Origin of the sequence: Pseudomonas sp. NPDC090592 (assembly GCF_044769185.1) — a bacterium.
GTDB lineage: Bacteria > Pseudomonadota > Gammaproteobacteria > Pseudomonadales > Pseudomonadaceae > Aquipseudomonas.
Window position 1 is genome coordinate 1 of the sequence record NZ_JBIVXJ010000009.1, and the last position, 20,651, is coordinate 20,651.

15 protein-coding genes and 1 pseudogene are annotated in these 20,651 nt (G+C 61.7%); 1 reads left to right on the forward strand and 15 read right to left on the reverse strand.

Features of this window, described 5'->3' with window-relative positions:
* The 6 genes and pseudogenes from ACIQUI_RS09665 to ACIQUI_RS09690 all read right to left on the reverse strand — a co-directional run.
* Positions 1 to 249 (reverse strand): transposase (locus ACIQUI_RS09665; protein WP_403197563.1); only part of this gene is annotated, 249 nt, incomplete at its 3' end.
* A gap of 256 nt (positions 250 to 505) precedes the next feature.
* A complete protein-coding gene (locus ACIQUI_RS09670) occupies positions 506 to 1,936 on the reverse strand; it encodes an efflux transporter outer membrane subunit (RefSeq protein WP_403197565.1) in 1,431 nt (476 codons plus the stop codon).
* The gene (locus tag ACIQUI_RS09675; RefSeq protein ID WP_403197568.1) at positions 1,920 to 3,086 is read right to left on the reverse strand and encodes an efflux RND transporter periplasmic adaptor subunit; all 1,167 of its coding nucleotides are present in this window, start codon (positions 3,084 to 3,086) and stop codon (positions 1,920 to 1,922) included. Before ACIQUI_RS09675 ends, ACIQUI_RS09670 begins: the two co-directional genes overlap by 17 nt.
* Positions 3,079 to 6,276, reverse strand: a complete 3,198-nt coding sequence (locus ACIQUI_RS09680; RefSeq protein WP_403197571.1) for an efflux RND transporter permease subunit — start codon at positions 6,274 to 6,276, stop codon at positions 3,079 to 3,081. The genes ACIQUI_RS09675 and ACIQUI_RS09680 overlap by 8 nt, the downstream gene beginning before the upstream one ends.
* Before the next feature lie 982 nt (positions 6,277 to 7,258).
* Positions 7,259 to 7,465, reverse strand: coding sequence for a hypothetical protein (locus ACIQUI_RS09685; RefSeq protein WP_403197573.1), 207 nt, complete (start codon positions 7,463 to 7,465; stop codon positions 7,259 to 7,261).
* Positions 7,466 to 7,596: 131 nt separating this feature from the next.
* Positions 7,597 to 7,979 (reverse strand): annotated as a pseudogene (locus tag ACIQUI_RS09690) (helix-turn-helix transcriptional regulator); the annotation flags it as partial.
* A gap of 504 nt (positions 7,980 to 8,483) precedes the next feature.
* Between ACIQUI_RS09690 and ACIQUI_RS09695 the strand changes: the two are divergent.
* Entirely contained in the window at positions 8,484 to 8,669 is a 186-nt protein-coding gene (locus ACIQUI_RS09695; protein ID WP_403197575.1) for a hypothetical protein, read from the forward strand.
* A gap of 389 nt (positions 8,670 to 9,058) precedes the next feature.
* Here the strand turns inward: ACIQUI_RS09695 and ACIQUI_RS09700 are convergent, their stop codons facing one another.
* The 9 genes from ACIQUI_RS09700 to ACIQUI_RS09740 all read right to left on the reverse strand — a co-directional run bounded on the left by ACIQUI_RS09700 (position 9,059) and on the right by ACIQUI_RS09740 (position 20,651).
* On the reverse strand, positions 9,059 to 9,331 hold the full coding sequence (locus ACIQUI_RS09700; RefSeq protein ID WP_403197578.1) for a hypothetical protein: 273 nt from the start codon (positions 9,329 to 9,331) through the stop codon (positions 9,059 to 9,061).
* 81 nt (positions 9,332 to 9,412) lie between these two features.
* On the reverse strand, positions 9,413 to 9,955 hold the full coding sequence (locus tag ACIQUI_RS09705; RefSeq protein ID WP_403197581.1) for a DUF2514 family protein: 543 nt from the start codon (positions 9,953 to 9,955) through the stop codon (positions 9,413 to 9,415).
* Positions 9,952 to 10,440 carry a glycoside hydrolase gene (locus tag ACIQUI_RS09710; protein WP_403197583.1) on the reverse strand — a complete coding sequence of 163 codons (489 nt, stop codon included), beginning with the start codon at positions 10,438 to 10,440 and terminating at the stop codon, positions 9,952 to 9,954. Before ACIQUI_RS09710 ends, ACIQUI_RS09705 begins: the two co-directional genes overlap by 4 nt.
* A 58-nt stretch (positions 10,441 to 10,498) precedes the next feature.
* Positions 10,499 to 10,729 carry a hypothetical protein gene (locus ACIQUI_RS09715; RefSeq protein ID WP_403197585.1) on the reverse strand — a complete coding sequence of 77 codons (231 nt, stop codon included), beginning with the start codon at positions 10,727 to 10,729 and terminating at the stop codon, positions 10,499 to 10,501.
* A gap of 63 nt (positions 10,730 to 10,792) precedes the next feature.
* A complete protein-coding gene (locus tag ACIQUI_RS09720; RefSeq protein ID WP_403197588.1) occupies positions 10,793 to 11,398 on the reverse strand; it encodes a tail fiber assembly protein in 606 nt (201 codons plus the stop codon).
* Positions 11,398 to 11,898: a hypothetical protein gene (locus ACIQUI_RS09725; protein ID WP_403197591.1), complete on the reverse strand. Its 501-nt coding sequence runs from the start codon at positions 11,896 to 11,898 to the stop codon at positions 11,398 to 11,400. Before ACIQUI_RS09725 ends, ACIQUI_RS09720 begins: the two co-directional genes overlap by 1 nt.
* Before the next feature lie 8 nt (positions 11,899 to 11,906).
* Positions 11,907 to 12,638, reverse strand: a complete 732-nt coding sequence (locus ACIQUI_RS09730; RefSeq protein ID WP_403197593.1) for a hypothetical protein — start codon at positions 12,636 to 12,638, stop codon at positions 11,907 to 11,909.
* A gap of 439 nt (positions 12,639 to 13,077) precedes the next feature.
* Positions 13,078 to 20,253, reverse strand: a complete 7,176-nt coding sequence (locus ACIQUI_RS09735; protein WP_403197595.1) for a DUF1983 domain-containing protein — start codon at positions 20,251 to 20,253, stop codon at positions 13,078 to 13,080.
* Positions 20,253 to 20,651 (reverse strand): DUF6950 family protein, encoded by a 399-nt coding sequence (locus ACIQUI_RS09740; RefSeq protein ID WP_403197597.1) that lies wholly within the window; start codon positions 20,649 to 20,651, stop codon positions 20,253 to 20,255. The genes ACIQUI_RS09735 and ACIQUI_RS09740 overlap by 1 nt, the downstream gene beginning before the upstream one ends.

Genomic DNA, 20,651 nt, shown 5'->3' on the forward strand with positions numbered 1-20,651 from the left:
CTGCAAGCGTTTGAGCATCTGATCGAATGTCCCCTGGTTTCGCCAACCTCGGAACCGTTGATACACCGTTGACCACGGGCCAAATCGATCTGGCAAATCTCGCCACGCAGCACCCGAGCAGAGCACCCAGAGTACGCCATCGAGCATCAGGCGGTCGCTCAGGCGCGGCCGGCCCCGGCCATGGGTTTCGATGAAGAGATCGGAGACCACATCCCAGGCCTCGTCCGAGAGTTCATAACGCTTTGCCATCACAGAATTCCTTTCCGTAGATGGCGGGCACTCTACAAAATCTCAGCTCCCGAGGCGCGGCGATCGGGTTTCTCGGGATTTCGTACAGAGCCTAGGGTATGGGCTGAAAGCTATCAGACACAACGAAGCCCTGAAAAGCCAGGGCTTTAATGAAATATTATGGCGGAAGCGTAGCAATTTTAGCTCAGTGAGAATTCGCTGACTGCAGCTTATCCTCCGGCTTCCGCCCGCTTGCTGTGGGATAAGCAGGGTTGAGTCATCCTCGGTGAAGTCGCCCCTCTGGAATACTCCAACCACCGCCAAGCGCCACCATCAACCCTATGCGTGCCTCAAGCTGCCGTGTTTGCAGCTCCTGCAACTTCTGCTTCTCCTGCAACGCATCAATCTGCGCCGTCAGCACATCGAGCAAACTCACCGCCCCCTGACGATAGCTCTCAAGGGCAATCTGCTCGGCACGCCCCGACACCTGCGCCGCCTGCCCCACATCACCCGCCTCCTGCGCCAGGTCACGCACCTGCGCCAGGCTGTCCTCGACCTCGCGCACGGCCAGCAGCACCTTGCCGTGGTACTCGGCCGCCGCTGCCTCGAATTCGGCCTTGGCCCGGCGCTCGTCCGCCGAGCGTCGTCCACCGTCGAACAGCGGCAGCTGCAGCACCGGGCCAATCGCCCAGTAGCGGTTGGCCGCCGCCAGCAGATTGCCGGTGCCCTGGGTCTGCCCGCCGAGCATGCCGGTCAGGCTGAAGTCCGGGTACCAGGCGGCCCGCGCCACACCAATATTGGCGTTGGCGGCAAATACCCGGCGCTCGGCCGCGGCGACGTCCGGGCGCTGCAACAGCAGCTTGCCGGGCAGGTCGGTCGGCACCTCTGGCGCAGTGACCGGTGTCGGGTCCGGCGCCAACGAAAAATCACCGGGCAATGCGCCTACCAGCTCGGCCAGCGCATGCTGTGCCAGGGTGCGCTGGGCAACCACATCGTCCCGCGCGGCCTTTGCCTCCGACAGCCTGGCCGCCGCCCGGTCCAGGTCCAGCTCGGAGGCGATGTTGCCCTCGAAGCGCTGCTGGATCAGTGCCAGCAGCTGGGCACGGTCGTTCACCGCGCTGTCGAGCAACTGCCGTTGGGCATCCAGGCCGCGGGCCCTCACGTACAGCACCGCCAGCTGCCGTTGCAGGCTCAGCCGCGCGCCGGCCAGCTCATCCGCCGAGGCCTGCGCCGTGGCGTCGCCGGCTGCCACCTGGTTGCGCAGTTTGCCCCACAGGTCGAGGTCGAAGCTCAGGCTCAGGCTGGCGGTATCGCTGTTGTAGATTGACGGCTGGGTATCACCGCGCAATGGCCGGTGGTCCGACTGGCGCTGGCGCAGCGGCGTGGCACTCGCGCCGGCCTGCGGCCATAGCCCGCCGTGCAGGCCCTGGGCATAGGCCGCCGCCGCGTCGTTATGGGCCACTGCCGCAGCAAGGTTCGGGTTCGAGGCCAGCAGTCGTGCCTGGAGTGCATCGAGGCGCTTATCGGCGAACAGGGTCCACCACTGCTCGGGCAGATGCCCTTTGCCATCGATCATTTGCCAATCGCCTACCCGCTCACCGTAATGGGCCGGCAAGCCGACCACAGGCGCTTGGTAATGCGGCGCCAGCGAGCAACCTTGCAACATCAGGCACAGCGCCAGCCCGGCGCGCTTAAACCGAGGGCGCATGGGCACCTCCCGGGGTCACGCTGCGCACCGCCTCGTTGTCACGCAGGGCGTCGGGCGGGTTGTCCACCACCTGGTCCTTCAGGCCCAGGCCACGGTCGACGATCAATGTGCTGCCCAGGTCCTGGGCAATATGGATGCTGCGCAGGTGCGCGCGGCTCTGGGTGTCGAGCACCGCCACCTGCGGACCCTGCGCGCGGAAAATCAACGCGCTGGACGGGATGCTTACCGCCGTAGCATCGCTGCGCAGCGTGATGCGGGCGCTGGCGTAGTCACCTGGCAGCAAGGCGCCGCTGGCGTTCTCCACCGCGTACTGGGCCAGCAGCGTGCCCGAGGTCTGGTCGACCGCTGTCGAAGTGCCCATCAAGGCCGCCATGTAATGCTGGCCGGGGTGCTCCGGCACCGACAGTTGCACCTGCATGCCGGGCAAAATCTGGCTGGCGTAGTTTTGCGGCACCGGCACGTAGAGGCGCAGGCGGCGGGTGTCGGCGATGTCGAACAGCGAGGTGGCGTTGTCGCTGTCGGCCTTGATCAGCTGGCCGATCTGCGCGTGGCGGGCAGTGATGGTGCCGGTGAACGGGGCACGGATGACCTTGTACGCGGCCAGGTCCTTGAGCCGCGCGTAGTTGGCTTGCGCCGCCTCGGCATCGGCACTGGCCACGGCTGCCGCGGCGACCTTCTCGTCGACCTCCTGGCGCGACACCGAGTGGCTGGCGAACAGGTGCTGCCAGCGCGCGGCGGTGCTCTGCGCCAGCGACGCGCTGGCCTGGTGCTGGGCCAGCGTGGCCTTGGCCTGGGCCAGTTGCTGGTCGAGCTCAGGGCTGTCGATCTCCGCCAGCGGTTGGCCGGCCTTGACCGGGGTGCCGATGTCCGCCTGCCAGCTCTTCAGGTAACCGCTGACCCGGGCGTTGACCCGGGCCATGTTCCAGGCTTGCAGGTGGGCGGGCAGGCTCAGGGTTTCGCCGGCGGCATTCATCGAGGGGTTGAAGGTCACCACCGCCGGGGTCGCCCTGCTTTCGGTCCAGGCCTGCACGGCTGCGGCCTGGTGGTGACGGGCATTCACCCCCAGCGCGACGACCAGGACCGCCAGGCCCAGGCCGGCGCCTCCCATGAGCTTCAGGCGCCGACGATCAGCTACGGAACGGCTAGGCATGCAGGTTTTCTCCAACGACAGCGTGAGGGGTAGAGCGGCGGTGGGCCAGGCTGAACACGACGGGGACGAACAACAAGGTGGCGCAGGTGGCGACGATCAGGCCGCCGATCACCGCACGGCCCAAGGGGGCGTTCTGCTCCTGGGACAGGGCCAGCGGCAGCATGCCGATGATCATCGCCAGGGCGGTCATGAGCACCGGCCGGAATCGCGTGAAGCCGGCCTCCATGGCGGCCTTCAGGGCATCGCCGTGCTCGGCCAGGCGCTCGCGGCAGAAGCTGACAACCAGCACCGAGTTGGCCGTGGCCACGCCCATGCACAGGATCGCCCCGGTGAGCGCCGGCACCGACAGCGTGGTGCCGGTGACGAACAGCATCCAGACGATGCCAGCCAGCGCGGCGGGCAGCGCGGTGATGATCACGAACGGGTCGACCCAGGACTGGAAGTTGACCACGATCAGCAGGTAGATCAGCACCACCGCGCCCAGCAGGCCGAGGCCCAGGCCGTGGAAGGCTTCGTGCAGCGCGGTGATCTGGCCGTGCAGGCTCACGGTCGCGCCTTTCGGGCGCAGCTGCGCGGTGTCGTCGATGGCGTGCTGGATGTCCGCCGCAATGCCGCCCAGGTCACGGCCCTGGACGTTGGCGTACAGGTCCAGGGTCGGGGTGATGTTGTAATGGCTGACCACGTCGGCGGTGTCGGTCCGCGCCAGGCTGGCGATGCCGCCGAGCACGGCGGTGTGGCCGTTGCTGCCGGTGATCGGCAGCGCCTCCAGCTGGGCGATGCTGCTCATGCGGTACTGCGGGGTCGAGCCGACCACCGAATAGGACACGCCGTTGGCCGGGTTCAGCCAGTAGGTCGGCGCGGTCTGCGAGGTACCGGCCAACGAGGCACCGAGGCTGCTGGTGACGTCACGCTCGGTGATGCCCAGTTCGGCGGCGCGCTTTCGGTCGACGTTGACCTGCAACGACGGGTAGCTTTCCGATTGCTGCAGGCGCAGGTCGGCGATGCCCGGTATGTGCTGCAGGCGGCGCATCAGCTCGGCGGCATAGGCGCGGTTGGCGGCATCATTCGGGCCGGAGACTTTCACATCCAGCGGCGCCGGCGAGCCGAAGTTGAGGATCTGGCTGCTGATGTCCGCGGGCAGGAAGGCGAAGGTGGTGCCGGGGAAGCTGTCCGGCAGCACCTCGCGCAGGCGCTTCACGTAATCGGCGGTCGGGCCGTGGCCGGGTTTGAGCGAGACCTGGATGTCGCCATCCTGGGGGCCGACCGTGCCGCTGGTGTTGTAGGCCATGTCGATGCCACTGATGGGCAGGCCGATGTTGTCGATGATCGAGTCCACCTGGTCGGCCGGCAGCACCTCGCGGATACGGCTTTCGATACGGTCGAAGGCCGCCGCGCTTTCCTCGATGCGCGTGCCCAGCGGCAGGCGTACATGCAGGGCCATGGCCCCGGCGTCGGTCTCGGGGAAGAAGTCCTCACCCAAGGTCGGCAGCAGCGCGAAGCTGGCCAGCACGCAGGCGAGAAAGCCCAGCAGGAAGCGCTTGCGCTTGGCCAGGGCCAGTTCCAGCAGGCCCTGGTAGCCATCGCGCAGGCGCGAGAAGCCCGCCTCGAAACCGGCCTGCAGGCGCACCAGCGGGTTGGCCGACTTGTCGCCTTCGTAGTGGTTGAGGTACGCGTCCTCCGGGTGCCGCCCCTCGCCCTGCTCCACCCGGTGCGGCTTGAGCAGGAACATGGCCAGGGTCGGCACCAAAGTGCGCGACAGAATAAAAGAGCTCCCCATGGCGAACATCACTGCCAATGCCATGGGCCGGAACAAGTACCCGGCGATGCCCTGGAGCATGAACATCGGAACAAATACAACGCAGATGCACAACAGCGCCACGAACGCAGGGCCGACGATCTGCTTGGCGCCATCAAGGATCGCATGCCTGACCGTCTTGCCTTGTTCGAGGTGCCAGTTGATGTTTTCGATGGTCACTGTCGCGTCGTCGACCAGGATGCCCACCGCCAGCGCCAGGCCCCCCAGGGTCATCACGTTGAGGGTCTGCCCGCTGACCGCCAGCAAGGCGATCGCCGACAGCACTGCCAGCGGGATCGAGGCGGCGATGATCAGTGTCGAGCGCCAGCTGCCGAGGAACAGCAGGATCATGGCGCTGGTCAGCAGCGCGGCGATGATGCCCTCCCGGGCGACGCTGTCGACCGACGCCTTGACCACCGTCGAGGCATCGCCGAGCAGCGAGGTCTTGAGCTCAGGCGGCAGGGTTTCGTTGATGCGCGGCAGCATGCTGCGAATGCCGTCGACGATCGACAGGGTCGAGTTGTTGCCGTTCTTCAGCGCCGGCATCAGCACCGCGCGGCGGCCATCGACGCGCACGATGTTGGTCTGCGGCGGTGCGCCGTCACGCACGTGGGCCACCTGGCCAATGGTGATCTGCGCGCCGTCGACCACCTTGACCGGCAGGTCGTTGAGTTCATCGATGGCGCGGGGGCTGTTGTTCAGCAGCACGGTGAATTCGTTGCGGCCGATCTTCGCCGTGCCCACCGGAATGATCTGGTTCTGCGCGGCCAGCGCGTTGGCCACGTCCTGGGCCGACAGCCCCTTGGCGGCCAGGGCCTGGGGGTCGAGGTCGAGGGTGATCTGGCGCTGCTTGCCACCCATGGGGGTCGGCATCGACAGGCCCGGCACCGAAGTCAGTGGCAAGCGGATGCTGTTCTGCACCAGGTCGCGGATGCGTGCCTCGGACAGCGTCGGGCTGGAGAACGCCATCTGCAGAATGGGCACGGTCGAGGCGCTGTAGTTGAGGATCAACGGCGGCGTGATGCCCGCCGGCATCTGCTTGAGCACGGTCTGCGAAACGGCGGTGACCTGGGCATTAGCCGTGCGGATGTCGACGCTGGGCTGGAAGAAGATCTTGACGATGCCCATGCCCGGCAAGGACTGCGACTCGATGTGTTCGATGTCGTTGACCGTGGTGCTCAAGGCACGTTCGTAGGTGTAGATGACCCGGCCCGACATGGCATCCGGCGCCAGCCCTGCGTATTGCCACACCACAGCAATGACCGGTATGCCGATGTCCGGGAAAACATCACTCGGCGTGCGCACGGCCGCCAATGGACCGACGATGCAAATCACGATCGCCAGCACCAGGAAAGTGTATGGTTTGTGCAGTGCCGTTTTGACCAGCGCGAGCATGCTATGCTCCTGAAAGTTGAACGGTGCGCAGTCTTCCACGGACTTACTAGGGGGTCGGTTAAACCTCCATTAAAGTATTTTAAGGAAAAGCATCTAGCGTCTTCACTTGCAGCCAAGCGGGTTGCTGGCATCCTATGCGAATCATTCACAGCTGCAATCAAAGGTGTTTTATGCGGACTAATATGAGTACTAAGTGGAAGTTGATGTTACCGTTTCTCGGAGTACTCGGAGTGCTTAGCGGCTGCGCCGGACCAATGCCTAAAGCCAGTTCGGACGCGGCCTGGGTAAGCCTGAAAGAGGAACCAACAACTACCTTGATGGCGGAAAGTCTGGATGGCAAGCGGCTCAACGACGGGCGCTACTTCGAAGTACCCACAGGAAAACATACGTTGGGTGCGACGCTATTCGTTGAAGGGGATGGTGACAGTAACGGATCTACATGCAACGCTGACATCAGCTACAACGATTTCAAACCAGGAAGACGCTATACGTTAGATGAGAGCAGTCTCGGCCACTCATATACACTGAACCTTTATAACGCAAACGAGAAGCTGCTAGCACATGTAGACAACATAACTTGCCCACTGGGATAAAAATTCGGAACTCTTCATAATTAGCCTCCACAATAATCATAAAAGGGGCGACCCCTAACCTCCAGTTCAACGAAGTTCAGACTATTTCCCTATCCGCATCACAAAAAACTAAAACTTAAATCCAGACCTCGATGCTCCAGAAGCTACGAACGAAAACATTGTGCTTTTCATCTAGCTGTGACTGGCAGGTCAAAATCTTCCCATTCTCACAGCGACTGAGTAGACGTTGCGAGGGTTGTAATCGATGTTGCCGGGGTTCTCGTTGCGGACGCCGCATGGTGTAGTCATAGGTTTCCTCCAGGCACAAAATAGCCCGCACTGGGCGGGCTGGCATAGACGAATGGTGTAAAAAAGCCCGCTCGCGGCGGGCATAAGTCAGGCTCAAAGCATTAATTCGGCTGGATGCCTTTAATCAGCTGTAGCCGCATCGGGTAGCCTTGTGCAGGCTGTACGACGGTCTCGGTTTCAACGGTCTGCAGCACTTTGCCTTCAGCATCTTTGGTAACGGCTATTGTCTTGCTGTAGGTGCTTTGAACAACGCAACCCGTCAACGTAGCGCTCGCAGTGATAAGCGCCAGGAAAAGCATATGTTTCATTGTGGCTTTTGCCCCTTGGGAATTTGCGAGGCGTAATGTAGCAATATGCCACTACTCAGGGAAGGGCAATCCGTTGTATTGCGTAGTTACGCATCCCCGTGGGGCAGGGCTGATCCTGGCTTGGCACATGGCTAGACCAGGTAAGCATTCCACACCAGCAGCACCCGAGCCTGGATGTATGTCATGTCCCTGCGGATCAGCCGATCCTTGTGCCTGGCATTGTCCGAAATCATCTCGTAGTGCTCCTCATCGGCGACCTGTAGGCGCTTGATGTAGAGGATATCATCCCACACGAATAAGTAGATCCCGTCGCCTACAAACTCGCGTACGTGAATATTCACGATCAGCAGGTCTCGGTGCTTGATAGTGGGCTCCATGGACTGGCCCCAACCTGTCACCACATTCAGGTGATAGTGCTCTTCAAACTCGACCCCGATCACGCGCAAATGGGTCGGGTTAAGCGGATGTGTTTTAGCATCTGCGGGTAGTCGTGCGGGAGCTGGCCGTCACCCATTGGAGGCTGTGGCGGCTCAAAACCCAGTACGGTCTTGGCTTCGATCCGCGAGACGACGAGATCGTGGTGGACTTCTTCTGCGATGGCGGCGGTGCCGGTAACCCCTTTCCCTACAACTCAACCCCGCCGGCGTGCCGACCAGAAGTGCGTCACTGCTAGCAATGCACCCGGTATGGCCATGCCAAGTCCGCTGTAGACGAAGGCAGGCTGGCTTGTCATCAGCCCACTGAAAGCGAACCCGACGCCAGTTGGTATCAGGGTGACAGCTGCGTAGCCCCACGGCTTTCTTGTTTCGTTGGCCATATCGATTCTCCTGTTGAACACCGATTAAATCACACGAGCCCGCCGCCATGCGCGGGCATGGAGAGCTATTGCCATGACTAAAGAAGAACTGGCTGCCCAGCTGAACGGCCTCGAATACTCAACTCGCTGCGGCCCAGAGTTCGGGCCTGGTGATCCTCTGTGGCGCAATACGGCGGGACCGCCTTTGTCGACGCAGATGGCGTGCTTCCTAACCGCGACTGCCTTGATGACGACGAGGAGATCGCCGAGTACGTGCACCGCCAGAAATCAGCCAAGCCCATCGAGGCGCACTGGTGCAAAGAGGACGGCTACAGCTGGACCTACAAGACCGACATTCCTGACGCAACCTTTGATGTGGTCGACGATGGCGAGCCCTACTGTTGTTAGAGGCGGCAAACAAGGTATCGCCTACCGATTCACGAGGGCCGGTGCTTACGATTCTGAAGAGGAGGATCGGATGACGAAAAAGGCTGAGTCACTCGAAAAGTCACTAGCCCGAGGAAATATGAGAACCCATAAAAAAATCCAGTCACCGCTAAGTGACTGGATTTCTTGGAGTTTTTTGGTCGGGACGGAGTGATTCGAACACTCGACCCCTTGCACCCCATGCGTGCAGCAGACCAAAAACCCCTGTAAACGTTGGATAAACCTTGGCGCTCGCTGCAATCGACTGCTCATAGGTGTTTTCAAGTGTTTCCAAGAGTCACGCAAATCTCACGCAGCATTGATCTGCCCATCCACGGCGTTCTGCCGGCAACTTCCCTTCCTTTATATAGCTACTCACAGGCCGGACTCCGTCCGCTGCCCTTTATCACCTGCGCGCCGCCTGGATGATCCACTGGGTAGTCGCCAAACAGGCCAATCGCCCAGGCCTCCTCATGTTCCATACGCGCCCAGTCCAAGGCCGCATCAGCCAGTTCAAGCATGTCGCCCATATCCTCGAACGACACCTCGCGCCGTCGGTAGCAGTCATAGGCCATCTGCCTGAGCACGACGATGCGCGCATCTGGATCGGTGATCAGAGGCTCGCGGTCTTCGAGGGCGTCCACCCAGGCTTTCGGGTATGGGAGTGGCATGGCCTGTACTGTATGTAAAACCAGTATCGTATATGCCGTAATGCCCTCAGGCAATCACCGGTCAGCGTCTCGATTCATGCCATCCACAATCGACTCGCACGCCAGCCCAGCTATTCGGCTTCGCTCAAGCGCTGCCGAGCAACTTCCCGCCATTCGGTCAGCGTCTTCAAGCAATCCCCCGAGCACCACGACGGCAGAGGTTCCTGCCTGGCGCTGCTGGGCAGCGATGGCACCGCATGTTGCTGATCGGCCGGCACGCAGTCGGGCGATTTCGCCCCGCAGCCCACCAGCAGCAGACTCAGCAGCAGCGGCGCGACCTTGGGCCAGTTCCAGTTGTTGTCGTGCATTCTCACCCTCCTCGTCCGCCACGGCCTGGCGTCGCTGTTCTTCGGTCCTAGCCTGGGCGGAGGCTCGCCGGTCGCGTTCGGCGACCTCCAGTCGGTAGTCGGCCAGGGCCTTGTCAGCTGTGGCGGTTTCCGCCCGGGCATCAGCCGCCGCACCGTCGGCAAGCACGACCCTGTACTGCTGGCCGCCGGCTACCAACACCAGCGCGATCAGCCACCAGCACCAGGCCGGAACCGCGCCGAGCCAGGTCACGCCAGAACCCCACCGAGCTTCTGCCACTCAGCCAGCAGCGCACTCATGGCTTTGGGATTCTGGTCATAGTTGTTTCCCGGGAAACTTGCCCATTCGTTGGCGCACTTGGCTATCGCCTCACGGATCTTTCCATCCTTGATCAAATGAAGCGCGCCGCGTTCTCCCAACCGCTTGATGGCTGCCAAATCCTGTGCCTCAGGCGTAAAGCGCCCCTTGAATCCGTAGCGCTTTACCAGTTCGTCCCACGTGCCGGCGAGAAACTGGTAGCGACCAGCAGCGCTACTGGTGATCGGCTTGCCGTTGGAGAGCCGGGTGATCTTCTGACGAGGGTGATCGGCATACCCCTGAAACAGGCCTTTGCCGTACAGGACGTTGTAGCCGTCGTCGCTACCCTTCACGGATTGGGTGCCCTCGGCGAAGGCGATCAGATCCAGAAACCGGAGCACATTCATGCCTCCGGCCTGGGCTTCGGTGAGTCTTGCCATGTTTTCTCCAGGCACAAAAAAGCCCGCACTGGGCGGGCTTGGGTTGGTTGCAGAGGGGTTAGGCGGTAGGTTCTTCAGGCGCCGGCGCGGTCTCGAGTTCAGCCGGCTCTTTCGCGGTGATCGAAACCTTGGCGCTGTAATCCTTCAGCACCTGAGCGGTGAATACCTGCGCAGTAGGGAACTGGTTCAGGACCGCCCGGGCGCGGGCGTCCGCTTCTTCCACAGTGGCGTATCGGGTGTTGTTCTCGGCGTCGTAGGCGTTGCTGAGATTGATGGCGATGAAAGGCATGGTTTTCTCCAGCCAAAAAAATACCGCCAGGTGGCGGTTGGATTGGGGGGGTGAGGTGGTGGATCAGGCCGGCAGCGCTGGCCAGTCGATCGCGTTGGGGTAGTCGGGTTGATCCTGCAGGCGGTTGAGCGCTACGCGGTAGCGCTTCCAAGCTATTAGGGCCTCCGCCTCGGCCGGGGTAGCGTCGTCCAGGTCCACTGCATCCTGCAGCGGAGCGATAGCCACATCGGCCGTCCCGCGGCGTTGGGCAATCTCAGCCATGGCCGTCGCCTGCAACTGTTCGATAGTGGCTTGAGCCTTGTCCTCAGCAGTGACAACCTGGCTCCAGTCGATAGCCGCGTAGCCCTGAGCAGGCGCAGGCTGTTCAGCATCAGGGATCGGCAGCGCGACTACGCCATCAGCCGGCGAAACGATGTCGCGCCGGAAGCAGGCATCTACCGACGCATCTATCGAAATTGGCAACAGCAGGACAACGGTCAACTGCCCGGCCACGCGCTCAACTGTTTCAATAACCCAAGGGCAGTGGGCAGCCTCACCGGGCAGCGTGGCACCGTCCGGCAACTTCGAGAAATCCAGTGTCAAACCATTGATGGTCAAACTGTCGCCCTGCTTGTAGACAGTCAACGATTGAGGAGCTATCGGAATGATTGGGCTGAGTTTAATGAGCATCAGTACCACCGTCCGATTGCGAGCATACCGCAGGCAAAAGACTGAGCTCCCGCCGCACCATTTCTAACACGGAAAGTAACGCCGGTTGCGGTCTGCGTCCAAACCCCTAGACATCCGTAATAGTCCCAATGATTTACGGGTGTCGCTTGGCAGGTTGCTGTGTACACCGACGAGGCGAAAGCTATCGGTAAGGTAAATGACACATCGGCATAGCCACCTGCTGCAGCTGACGCGCTCGATCTGGAAGCCCAGCAGATCTGCGTTCCGTCAGCGTATCGAACATATTCACCATTCGCATTGCTGCCACGTTGAATGATTGCACCTGTTGGTACTCCCGCACTTTGACCCACCGCGCCGAGAATATTTGCTCTGTTGAATGCGGTGGCAATGAAGTTGTAGAGCTCATCAAAGTTGGCGATCGCCTTGAGCCAGGCGCTTCGACGGTCGTCGCCACCGGCGCCAGCAGGCGCAGTGCCGAGATTGATCACTTGCTTTGCCATTATCCCTCCTAATTCGTGTAGCGACTGGGCGGAAACTTGCAGACCGGAACGGTGAAATTAGTATCGTTCGTACCCTGCCAATACCAATACCCACCCGCAGTAATCCTCTGTACATAGGTGTTAAGGTTAGGCGCCCAGCCAAGCCAAATATTGAATGAAGAGAACTGACTGTTACCGGTAGCCCAGTTAACCCCACGATCAAACGCAGACACACAGACAAAATCATCTTGCTCAATACTGACGTTTGGCACAAACACCCTGTAATCATCAGCATTCGTCACCATAGTCCAGCTGGTTGCAAACTTCGAGTACCTGACAATTTTGTCCTGCGCCGAGAATACAGGCAGGCCTCCTTCATCCCAGATATTCATACCATAGCCGTTAGTTTGCACGCTGTCTGCAAATTTGCAGGCCACATATTCGAGTGTAAAATTCTGCAGCGGAGAACTACCCGGAGCTGCTGAAAATGTCCTGAAGCCGGTCCAGCCCCCTGGCGACCCCAGCATACTTATGTATATACCGAGGTTGGCATGCGATGCCGTAGCCACTCTAACAAATACCTGCGGCGCTTCCTTTGTAGTTATTGGCTTTACGAACGAAACTGATCCTTCACCCCCGCGATCAGTATATTGCGAGGTTACCTGATAGCTCCCCCGCTCAGAAAACACTAGCACCTTATAAGCACTGGATATGGTTACAGACCCAAAATCATTGATAGCTCTAAATCCGTACTCAGCCATTGGATGATCTTATCGCCTCAAGAATGCACGCTACCGAATTGGAGACCCACTCATCTTGATAGTTACTACCCACCCCTGTAGGCCGGCGTCGGTTGACGTAGTTATAGATGGCAATGGAACTGCCGCCGAGGTTTCGGTAAGTAGGCAACATGGGATATGTGCCCCTCCCGTCTTGCGGGTCTTGAATGTAGATTTTTGGAGTGATCAAGACAAAGCAATTGGCCGGATCATAGCCAGGAATCGTCCAAGTTATGTAGTCCGTGCGAGTGCCGGAGCCATAGAGATTCCCCGACGCGGGAATCTCCATTGACCCGATTCTAGAGATCGTAAAGTCCTGCATCCCTAGCGTCTCAACGTTATTGGCATTACGTATTTCTACGCCATATATAGACATACGAACCTCAAAATAATCAGCACCTCAAAGAGGTGCCGAAAAAATTCACCCAAGGCGACCAAGAGCAGTACGGCGAGTACCATTTGCGTCGTACGCGTATACGCCACCGTTATTGATCGCCAGACTTCCGTCTGCATCCTGCCCGCGCAGACTGAACGCCCCGGTAACCATATTGAGTTCGATCAGCGGCAAACCTTGAGCGTTAACCGCCTGGGACTTCAGCGTCATGCCCACGATCAAATTCTGGATGAACGCCTGGTTGATCAATGCCGAGTTCAAGAACAGCTGGCCATCCTGGAACACGAACAAGTTCGCCTCAGGCCCATTCAACCCGTTGATGATCGCCACGCGGTCAGCCGACAGCAGGATCTCGCCAACCGACCCATCACTTCCTTGAATGATGCCGGTGGCCACCTTCCTGCCATTGGCATTGGTCTCGGTCTTCCAGGAAGACATGGCAGACACTTTGCCATCGACACCCGCGACCACCTCGCTGACCTGCTGTACCGAAGCGTTGGTCTGCCCCATCTGCGCCTGGACCGTTTCGACCTGCCGCCCCATGGCAATGCCGTCCTCGATCCGAGCCGATTGCTCAGTCCATACCCCCACCAGACCACCCGTGGCGCCGGCCAGGCCGGTGCTGTCGCCCTCCATTTCCGGGTTCACCTGGACATACAGCCCGTCCAGACGCGTGGCTGCCGCAGTGATCGCCGTGCCCTGCTGCTTGACCGTGGTGTCCATCTGACTGATGGCCGTGGCCTGGGCGCTGTTCACCCCTTCGGCATCGGTCATGCGGTTGGTCAGACTCAGCAGCGATTGCCCTTGGCTGGTAAGCGTCGTGCCTTGCTGCGTAACCGTGGTGCCCAGGGTGCTGATCGCTTCGCCGTTGGCCGCATCCGCTGCGGTGACCCGGCGGGCAACGATGTTGCACCACAGCGAACGTCCGGTGCCGTCTGCCGGCTGGATCCGCGTGACAAAGCGCGCCGATACAGCAGCAGCCGGCGCCGTGAGCCGCCCGCTGAACGTCTGGAATCCACCGCCCGCCGAGAAGGTGAAGGCGTTGAAGTAGCCCAGGCTGGTGTCCGTCTTGTCGAAGTACTGCACCTGGAAGTTGCCGGTCTGCCCTGCCGTCATGTAGGCGCGATACACATCCGCCGACAAGTCCAGCTGCTCGCCTCCCGAGATGATGAATCGCCCGGTGCCGCAGAAGCTGTTGGCATAGAAAGCGATCGCCTTGCCGGCGGACGGGTGGGCGGTCAGTCCTGCAATGCCCGGGTTGCCCGTCCATGGGTCAACCAGGCCATCTTCAAACGTACCGCGCAGCACCAGGTTGTCCGGCTGCTGGCTTAGGGAAGCCTTCAGCTGGGTCAGCGCAGTGCCCTGGCTGTTGATCGTGGTGCCCTGGCTGGTGACGGTCGACTGCAGCGTCTGCAGTGCCGATGCATCTGCCTTTGAGGACAGTTGCGTCAGCGCTGACTGTGCTGCTGCGGCGGCATCCGTGGCCACCTTGTCGGTCACCGCCACCCACGCCGAACCATTCCAACGCTTCGGGGTGTTGGCAGCGCCTGTCGTGTCGATCCACAGGTTCTCGGCCTGACGGTCAGCAACGGCCGGCGTGGCAGTCTGGTAAAGCACCTTGCCCTTGCTACCCGCCAGGTCAGCAGCCGCCTGCGCCGCCTGTTGGGCGGTAGTGACGTTGCCGTTGGTGGTTTGCAGGCTGTTGCCCAAGGTCGTTACAGCCGCGCTGGCCGAGGACAATCCGCTCTCGGTTTGCGTAACACGCACATCCAGGGCCTGTTGGGCAGCCGCCAATGCACCTGCTGCCCGCGCCGTTGGCCCCGCCACGAATGGCGACGGGACGTTGCTCTCGCCCACTCGCTTCTCGACCATGACCGAGTCGACCACAATCGCAGCACCAGAAGCACCATGGCGGTTGGGATATACGTACAGTGCGGCCTTGGTGGAAATGGGTACCGCGATAACGAACGTCAAGCGAGTGCGAGTCGTCGTGTAGCTAAGGGTCGCAGTTCGAGAAGTCGCAGCGTCGTATAGGTTAGCCATGGCCTGCCCTGCCGCATCCCCCTTGATGTACATCGACACCAAGTACGTGCCTGGCTCCAGTGCCAAGTTGAAGCTTGCGGGCTGGTTACCCGGGGCCAAAATCGCATATGAGAAAATGTTGGTGTCGGTGGCGACCAGACGATAACCGTAGCCCGAATCAGCCTCCGCTACCGCTACCGAGGACCTAACCAGCAGAGAGGACAGCATGGTCGGTAGAGTGCTGCCGAGCCAGCTGTACGCGCTGTCGAGCAGGTTTGCCCCGTTCCCAGCAAGGCTGCCGATTGATGCCTGCAGCCCGGTGAGCGCATTACCCTGGCTGGTCAGGGTATTGCCCTGACTGGTCACGGTGTTGCTCAACGTCTGCAGCGCGGCTGCCTCAGCCTTGGTGGCCACCTGCGCCAAGGCGCTGGCAGCCGCCGCGGCAGCGTCCGTTGCAGCCTTGTCCGTTACGGCTACCCAGGCCGATCCCGTCCAGCGCTTGGGTGTATTCGCCCCTCCCGTGGTGTCGATCCAAAGGTTCTGCGCCAGGCGCTTGTCAGTGGCCGGCGCCGCGGTGCCATAAATCACCTCACCCTTGGCGCCAGCCTTGTCCGACGCAGCCTGGGCAGCCTGCTGCGCTGTCGTCACGTTACCGTTGGTGGTCTGAAGGCCACTGTTCAGCTGGGTGATGCTCGCGCCCTGGCTGCTCAGGGTGTTGCCCTGGCTGGTGACCGTGTTGCTCAGCGTCTGCAAGGCCGAGGCGTCTGCCTTACCCTGCGCAACGCTCTGCAGGTCGTTGTTCAGCTGGGTCAGGGCCTGGCCATGACTGGTCAGCGTGGTGCCCTGCTGGGTGACCGTGCTGGTGAGGTTGCTCACCGCTTCAGCGTTGGCCGCGTCAGCCGCCGTCACCCGGCGTGCCAGGATGTTGCACCACAGCGAGCGGCCGGTACCGTCTGCCGGCTCAGTCCGGGTCACGAACCGGGCCGAAACGGCTCCCTCCGGTGCAGTGATGCGACCGGTTTGCGTTTTGAAACCCGTGGTTGCCGCCGGCACCGTAAACGCAGTGAAGTAGCCCAGGTTGATGTTGTTCTTGTCGTAGAACTGCATCTGCAAGCGGGTAGTCTGCCCCGCCGTCATGTAGTTCGGCCAGATATCGGCCGCCAGGTCGAATTGCTCACCGCCCTTGGTCAGGACGTTGAAGCCCACACCGCAGAAGCTGTTGCTATAGAACGCGATGCCTTTGCCAGCCGACGGGTGCGCCGAGATGTTGTTGATCACCGGGTCGGCCGTCCAAGGCTCGACCAGACCATCCTCGAAGCTACCCCGAAGGATCAGGTTGTCAGGCTGCTGCCCGATCGAGGCCTTGAGTTGGGTGAGCGCCGTACCTTGACTGGTCAGGGTGGTGCCCTGACTGGTCACGGTCGAGTTCAGCGCCTGAAGCGCCGAGGCATCGGCCTTGTTTGCTACCTGCGCCAGCGCGCTGGCAGCCGCGGCAGCTGCATCGGTCGCCACCTTGTCGGTGACGGCCACCCAGGCACTGCCGTTCCAGCGCTTGGGCGTGTTCGCGGCGCCGGTCGTATCGATCCACAGGTCCTCGGCCTGACGGTCGGCCACTGCTGGAGCAGCCGACTGATACAGCACCTTGCCCTTGCTCCCGGCCAGCGTGCTCGCCGCCTGGGCTGCCTGCTGCGCCGTGGCAACGTTGCCGTTGGTGGTCTGCAGGCTGCTGTTGAGCTCGGTGAGGCTGTTGCCCTGGCTCGACAGCGTGTTGCCCTGGTTCGTCACCGTGGTGCTGAGGGCCTGCAGCGCCGAAGCATCGGCCTTGCCGGCCAGCTGCGACAATGCCGACTGCGCAGCCGCAGCGGCATCGGTGGCCACTTTGTCCGTTACAGCCGCCCAGGTGGTACCGTTCCAGCGTTTCGGGGTATTGGCATTCCCGGTTGTGTCGATCCACAAGTTCTGCGCCAGGCGGTCGGCAACGGCCGGAGCAGTTGCCTGCACCAGCACCTTGCCCTTTCCACCCGCCAGCGTGGCCGCGTCCTGTGCAGCCTGCTGGGCAGCGGTGACGTTCTGGTTGGTGGTGGTCAGGCTGCTGCCCAGCGCGGTGACAGCCGAGGCGTTCGCCTCATCACCACTGATCCGGGCAGTGCGCTCATCCACCACCGAAGCCACCGACGCCGACGGTGCGATCTGGCCGACGGCAATCCAGTCGATTTCGAACACATCACCCGCAGTGCCGCTGATCCACAGGTAGAACCTGGTGATCGTGCTGTCCGACCAGTCGCTGCCGCCATTGGTCAACTGCGACATGTCCCACTCGAACACCATGGTCTGGCCAACCGCCAGACCCGGGTTGGGCAGGATCTTGTTGTAGGAGGTCGACGAGCCGTGCGCCGCCGTAGTGTAGGTCACCTGGCCGGTCCAGCCGCTACCCGCCCGACGGGTGATACGGCAGCGGATGCGGTCATGGTCGCGCCCCTTGATCGCGACCAACGGCGCACTCAGGTAAGCCCCAGCGGCGTCATTGGTCACGACCAATCGGCCGTTCTCGACGGTCAGCGTGCAGCGAGTGCCCACCCAGCCCTCAACGGTCGAGGCAAAGCCGTAGTTCAGCGTCGAGTCAAACCCGCCAGACTCGGCGCGCAGAGTGGCGATCTGCGAAGCCAGCGCATTGTCGGCGGTCGTTCGAGCAGTAACCTCGTTACCGATCGCGGCCGAGTTCGATGCGGTGCTGGCAGCTACGGTGTCGATTCGCTGGCCAAGGGCATTGTCCGCATTGGTGCGAGCAGTGACCTCGGTCTGAATCGCCGACGCGTTGTCGCCGGTCGATGCGGTGACTGTATCGATGCGCTGGCCAAGTGCACTATCTGCGGACTGACGGGCTTGGGCCTCGCTGGTAATCGCCGCACCGCGCGCTTGGGCCTCGGACAGCAAGCCTTGGGCACGGGCCGCAGACTCGTCGCTGATGGCCTGGGTCCGCGCCTGCGTTTCGACGGCGATCGCCTTGTTGCGGTCCACCACCTCCGTGGCGATCGCCTGGTTGCGCGCGGATGTTTCAGCGGCAATGGCCTGGCCCCGGGCCGTCGTCTCAGCTGCGATCTGCTGGCCACGCGCCGTCGCTTCAGTAGCTATGCGCTGGGCAACCGAGCCGGACTGAGTCGGTGGTCCGGAGATCAGCGAAATCTCTTGGCGCAGCGCGGGCGCCAACTGGCCACCTTCAATCTTGTCCTTCAGCGCATCAAGCATGGTCTTCACGTCGGTCGACGTGGAGGCCACCACTTTCAGGAAGGCGCTGACGCCGTAGGCGTTCTTCGAGCGGATGAAGTAGGCGTAGTTGGTAGCAAATGCCAGTCCAGTGTGGGTCAGGGACAAGCCCTGGCCAACATAATCACCCGACGCAGCCTGGGGGTTGGTCGAGAAAAAGTACTCGTACGTGCCGCCATTCAGGCCATGCAGCGTGTTGCCCGGGATCAGCGTGATGGTGTCGATGGTAGCCTGAACCACGCATGACTCTGGGATAGGAGGACCATCAATGCTTATTGTAATGCTGGCCTCGCCAGATCGAGTCAACGGACCGAGCGCGGCCACGCTCATGGTATAGCTGCCGGACGGCAGGCCAGCGATAGGCAACTGCAGCGTGGTGGCCGGCACCTGCTGGGCCTGCATAGCGATGGCGCCTTGGCGCACCGTAACGGCGTAGGCTGTCACGATCCCTACTGGCTGTGCCCAGCTCAACACACCCTGGTTCACCTCGGCGGTATCGTCTGGGGTCCAGGCGATATTGGTTGGGCTACCCAAGCCACCAGTAGGCAGGCTGATGAAGCCGATCGGGTTGTAGGGCTGCCCTACGGCATCGTCGAACTGTGCACCGTCGTATTGCTGCAGTTGAGCGGTGCACCCTTGATCCGTGCCCATGCTCCAGTTAGTGACGATGAACTCGCCAAGAATGTTCAGCGAAGGCAGATTCACGCGCACGGCCCGACCAGGCCGGCAGTTGTAACCCAGGAAATTCATCGGCACGCTGATGGTGCCGCCAGCGCGCCGGCGGCGCAGCTCGATGTTCGCGAGGCGCTGGGCTTGGTAGGCATCTGTTACGTAGGTAAAAGACAGCGTTTCGGCGGCCTCGCCGCCGTCCTCGATCACCCATTCGGCAACGGTGACCTCGGGATAGTCGGTTTCAGTCCACGATTGCGAGGTGTCTATGAAGGTGCCCCGCACCGTGTTGATCGCAGCATCATTAGTCGGCTCGGTACTGCCGGTGATGGTGCCGATCACCATGTCCTCGGTGACTTCGAAGTCAAAGGGACCGTAATAGGCCCCCGCCTGGAACATCCAGCGCCCACCGACACGAATGGTTCGGCCGCCGCACGCAGCCTCGAGCTTCTGCAACACGCTGGTGCGCTGCTCATCGGCGCCGATCACGCAGCTGCTGCGGTAGCGCGGGCTGGTGGTTTCGTCAGGGTTGCCGACTGATTCATCGCAGACGTTGGCGCCGCTGGCGAAGGTCTCGAACACGATCTCATCGTCCGGAACGCCGCAGCGATTACGCAGGAACCAAAGGATGTGCAGCGCGGTGTTCTCCGTGTACACAGCCATGCCGGTGCGCGGGTCGTAGATATCGTTGCGTCCGCGCACGATGAAGCGCGCGTCAGGGATGCCGGACGGGAACTTCTCGGCGCTGTACTTGAGCGACATGCGCACGAACGACAGCCCCCGGCCTATCTGCTCATCCTTCCAGTCCGGGCAGTTTGCCTTGAGGAAAGCGTTCACCTGGGTAGGATTGACGATCAGCTCATAGGAGGCGTGCTCGCCGTAGGTGGCGATCTCCTCCTCGCCCAGGTAGATATTCTCCAGAGCATCGACCGGGCCTTCACAGAGGACGTAGACCAGATGCAGCCACTCGCCATCTGTTTGGTCGCCGGCCTGTTCCTGCGCCCACACCAGCACTCCGCCAGTACTGACGCGGCCGAGGATGAAGCGCGCGGGAGCCTTGGACGAGCGGACGGTCTGCGCCGAAGGCTCGTTGTCTCGCAGAGGCGACTTGGTGTTGAGCTTTTCCTGCTGCTCGGCCATGTAGAATGCCATGCCGGCACCGATAGCCGCGCCCACTGGGCCGCCCTGGATGAAGCCAATCACCGCACCAACAGCTACCTGAGCAATCTTCTTGACGCCACCGGACATTATTCAACTCTCCAGACTGCAAGCGGGTCGCACACCACACGGGCCACCCCGTCGTCAGTGGTTGCCCAGAATTCGTTTGCCCAGTACACGGCCATGGAGAGGCCGCTGGGCGCCTCGTACATGGCGATGTCGCCGCGCTGGATGAATGCCGGCGCCACCCGGGTGAAGTAGGCATCCCAGGCTGCCTCGAGGCTGCCGTGCCGCTTCTTCAACACTCGCTTAGCCCCGACCTCGGTCTTGTAGGTGCCGCGGTACGCCTCAGCCGGGTCGGTACCGCACACCGCCACCGCGCAGTCCGCAGCGAACAGGCAGCAGTCGAATTCGCCCCATGAAAAAGGCCGCTCTAGGGCGGCCTTGATCACTTCGCTGAGGCGTGTGGTCCAGTCTCGGTAGCGCAT

Bases quoted from the DNA above. Each gene is read 5' to 3' on its own strand.
- ACIQUI_RS09740 (WP_403197597.1), bottom strand. From the start codon at position 20,651: ATGCGCTACCGAGACTGGACCACACGCCTCAGCGAAGTGATCAAGGCC.
- ACIQUI_RS09670 (WP_403197565.1), bottom strand. From the start codon at position 1,936: ATGCGCCCTCGGTTTAAGCGCGCCGGGCTGGCGCTGTGCCTGATGTTG.
- ACIQUI_RS09720 (WP_403197588.1), bottom strand. From the start codon at position 11,398: ATGCTCATTAAACTCAGCCCAATCATTCCGATAGCTCCTCAATCGTTG.
- ACIQUI_RS09725 (WP_403197591.1), bottom strand. From the start codon at position 11,898: ATGGCAAAGCAAGTGATCAATCTCGGCACTGCGCCTGCTGGCGCCGGT.
- ACIQUI_RS09730 (WP_403197593.1), bottom strand. From the start codon at position 12,638: ATGGCTGAGTACGGATTTAGAGCTATCAATGATTTTGGGTCTGTAACC.
- ACIQUI_RS09715 (WP_403197585.1), bottom strand. From the start codon at position 10,729: ATGCCTTTCATCGCCATCAATCTCAGCAACGCCTACGACGCCGAGAAC.
- ACIQUI_RS09680 (WP_403197571.1), bottom strand. From the start codon at position 6,276: ATGCTCGCGCTGGTCAAAACGGCACTGCACAAACCATACACTTTCCTG.
- ACIQUI_RS09675 (WP_403197568.1), bottom strand. From the start codon at position 3,086: ATGCCTAGCCGTTCCGTAGCTGATCGTCGGCGCCTGAAGCTCATGGGA.
- ACIQUI_RS09710 (WP_403197583.1), bottom strand. From the start codon at position 10,440: ATGGCAAGACTCACCGAAGCCCAGGCCGGAGGCATGAATGTGCTCCGG.
- ACIQUI_RS09735 (WP_403197595.1), bottom strand. From the start codon at position 20,253: ATGTCCGGTGGCGTCAAGAAGATTGCTCAGGTAGCTGTTGGTGCGGTG.
- ACIQUI_RS09685 (WP_403197573.1), bottom strand. From the start codon at position 7,465: ATGAAACATATGCTTTTCCTGGCGCTTATCACTGCGAGCGCTACGTTG.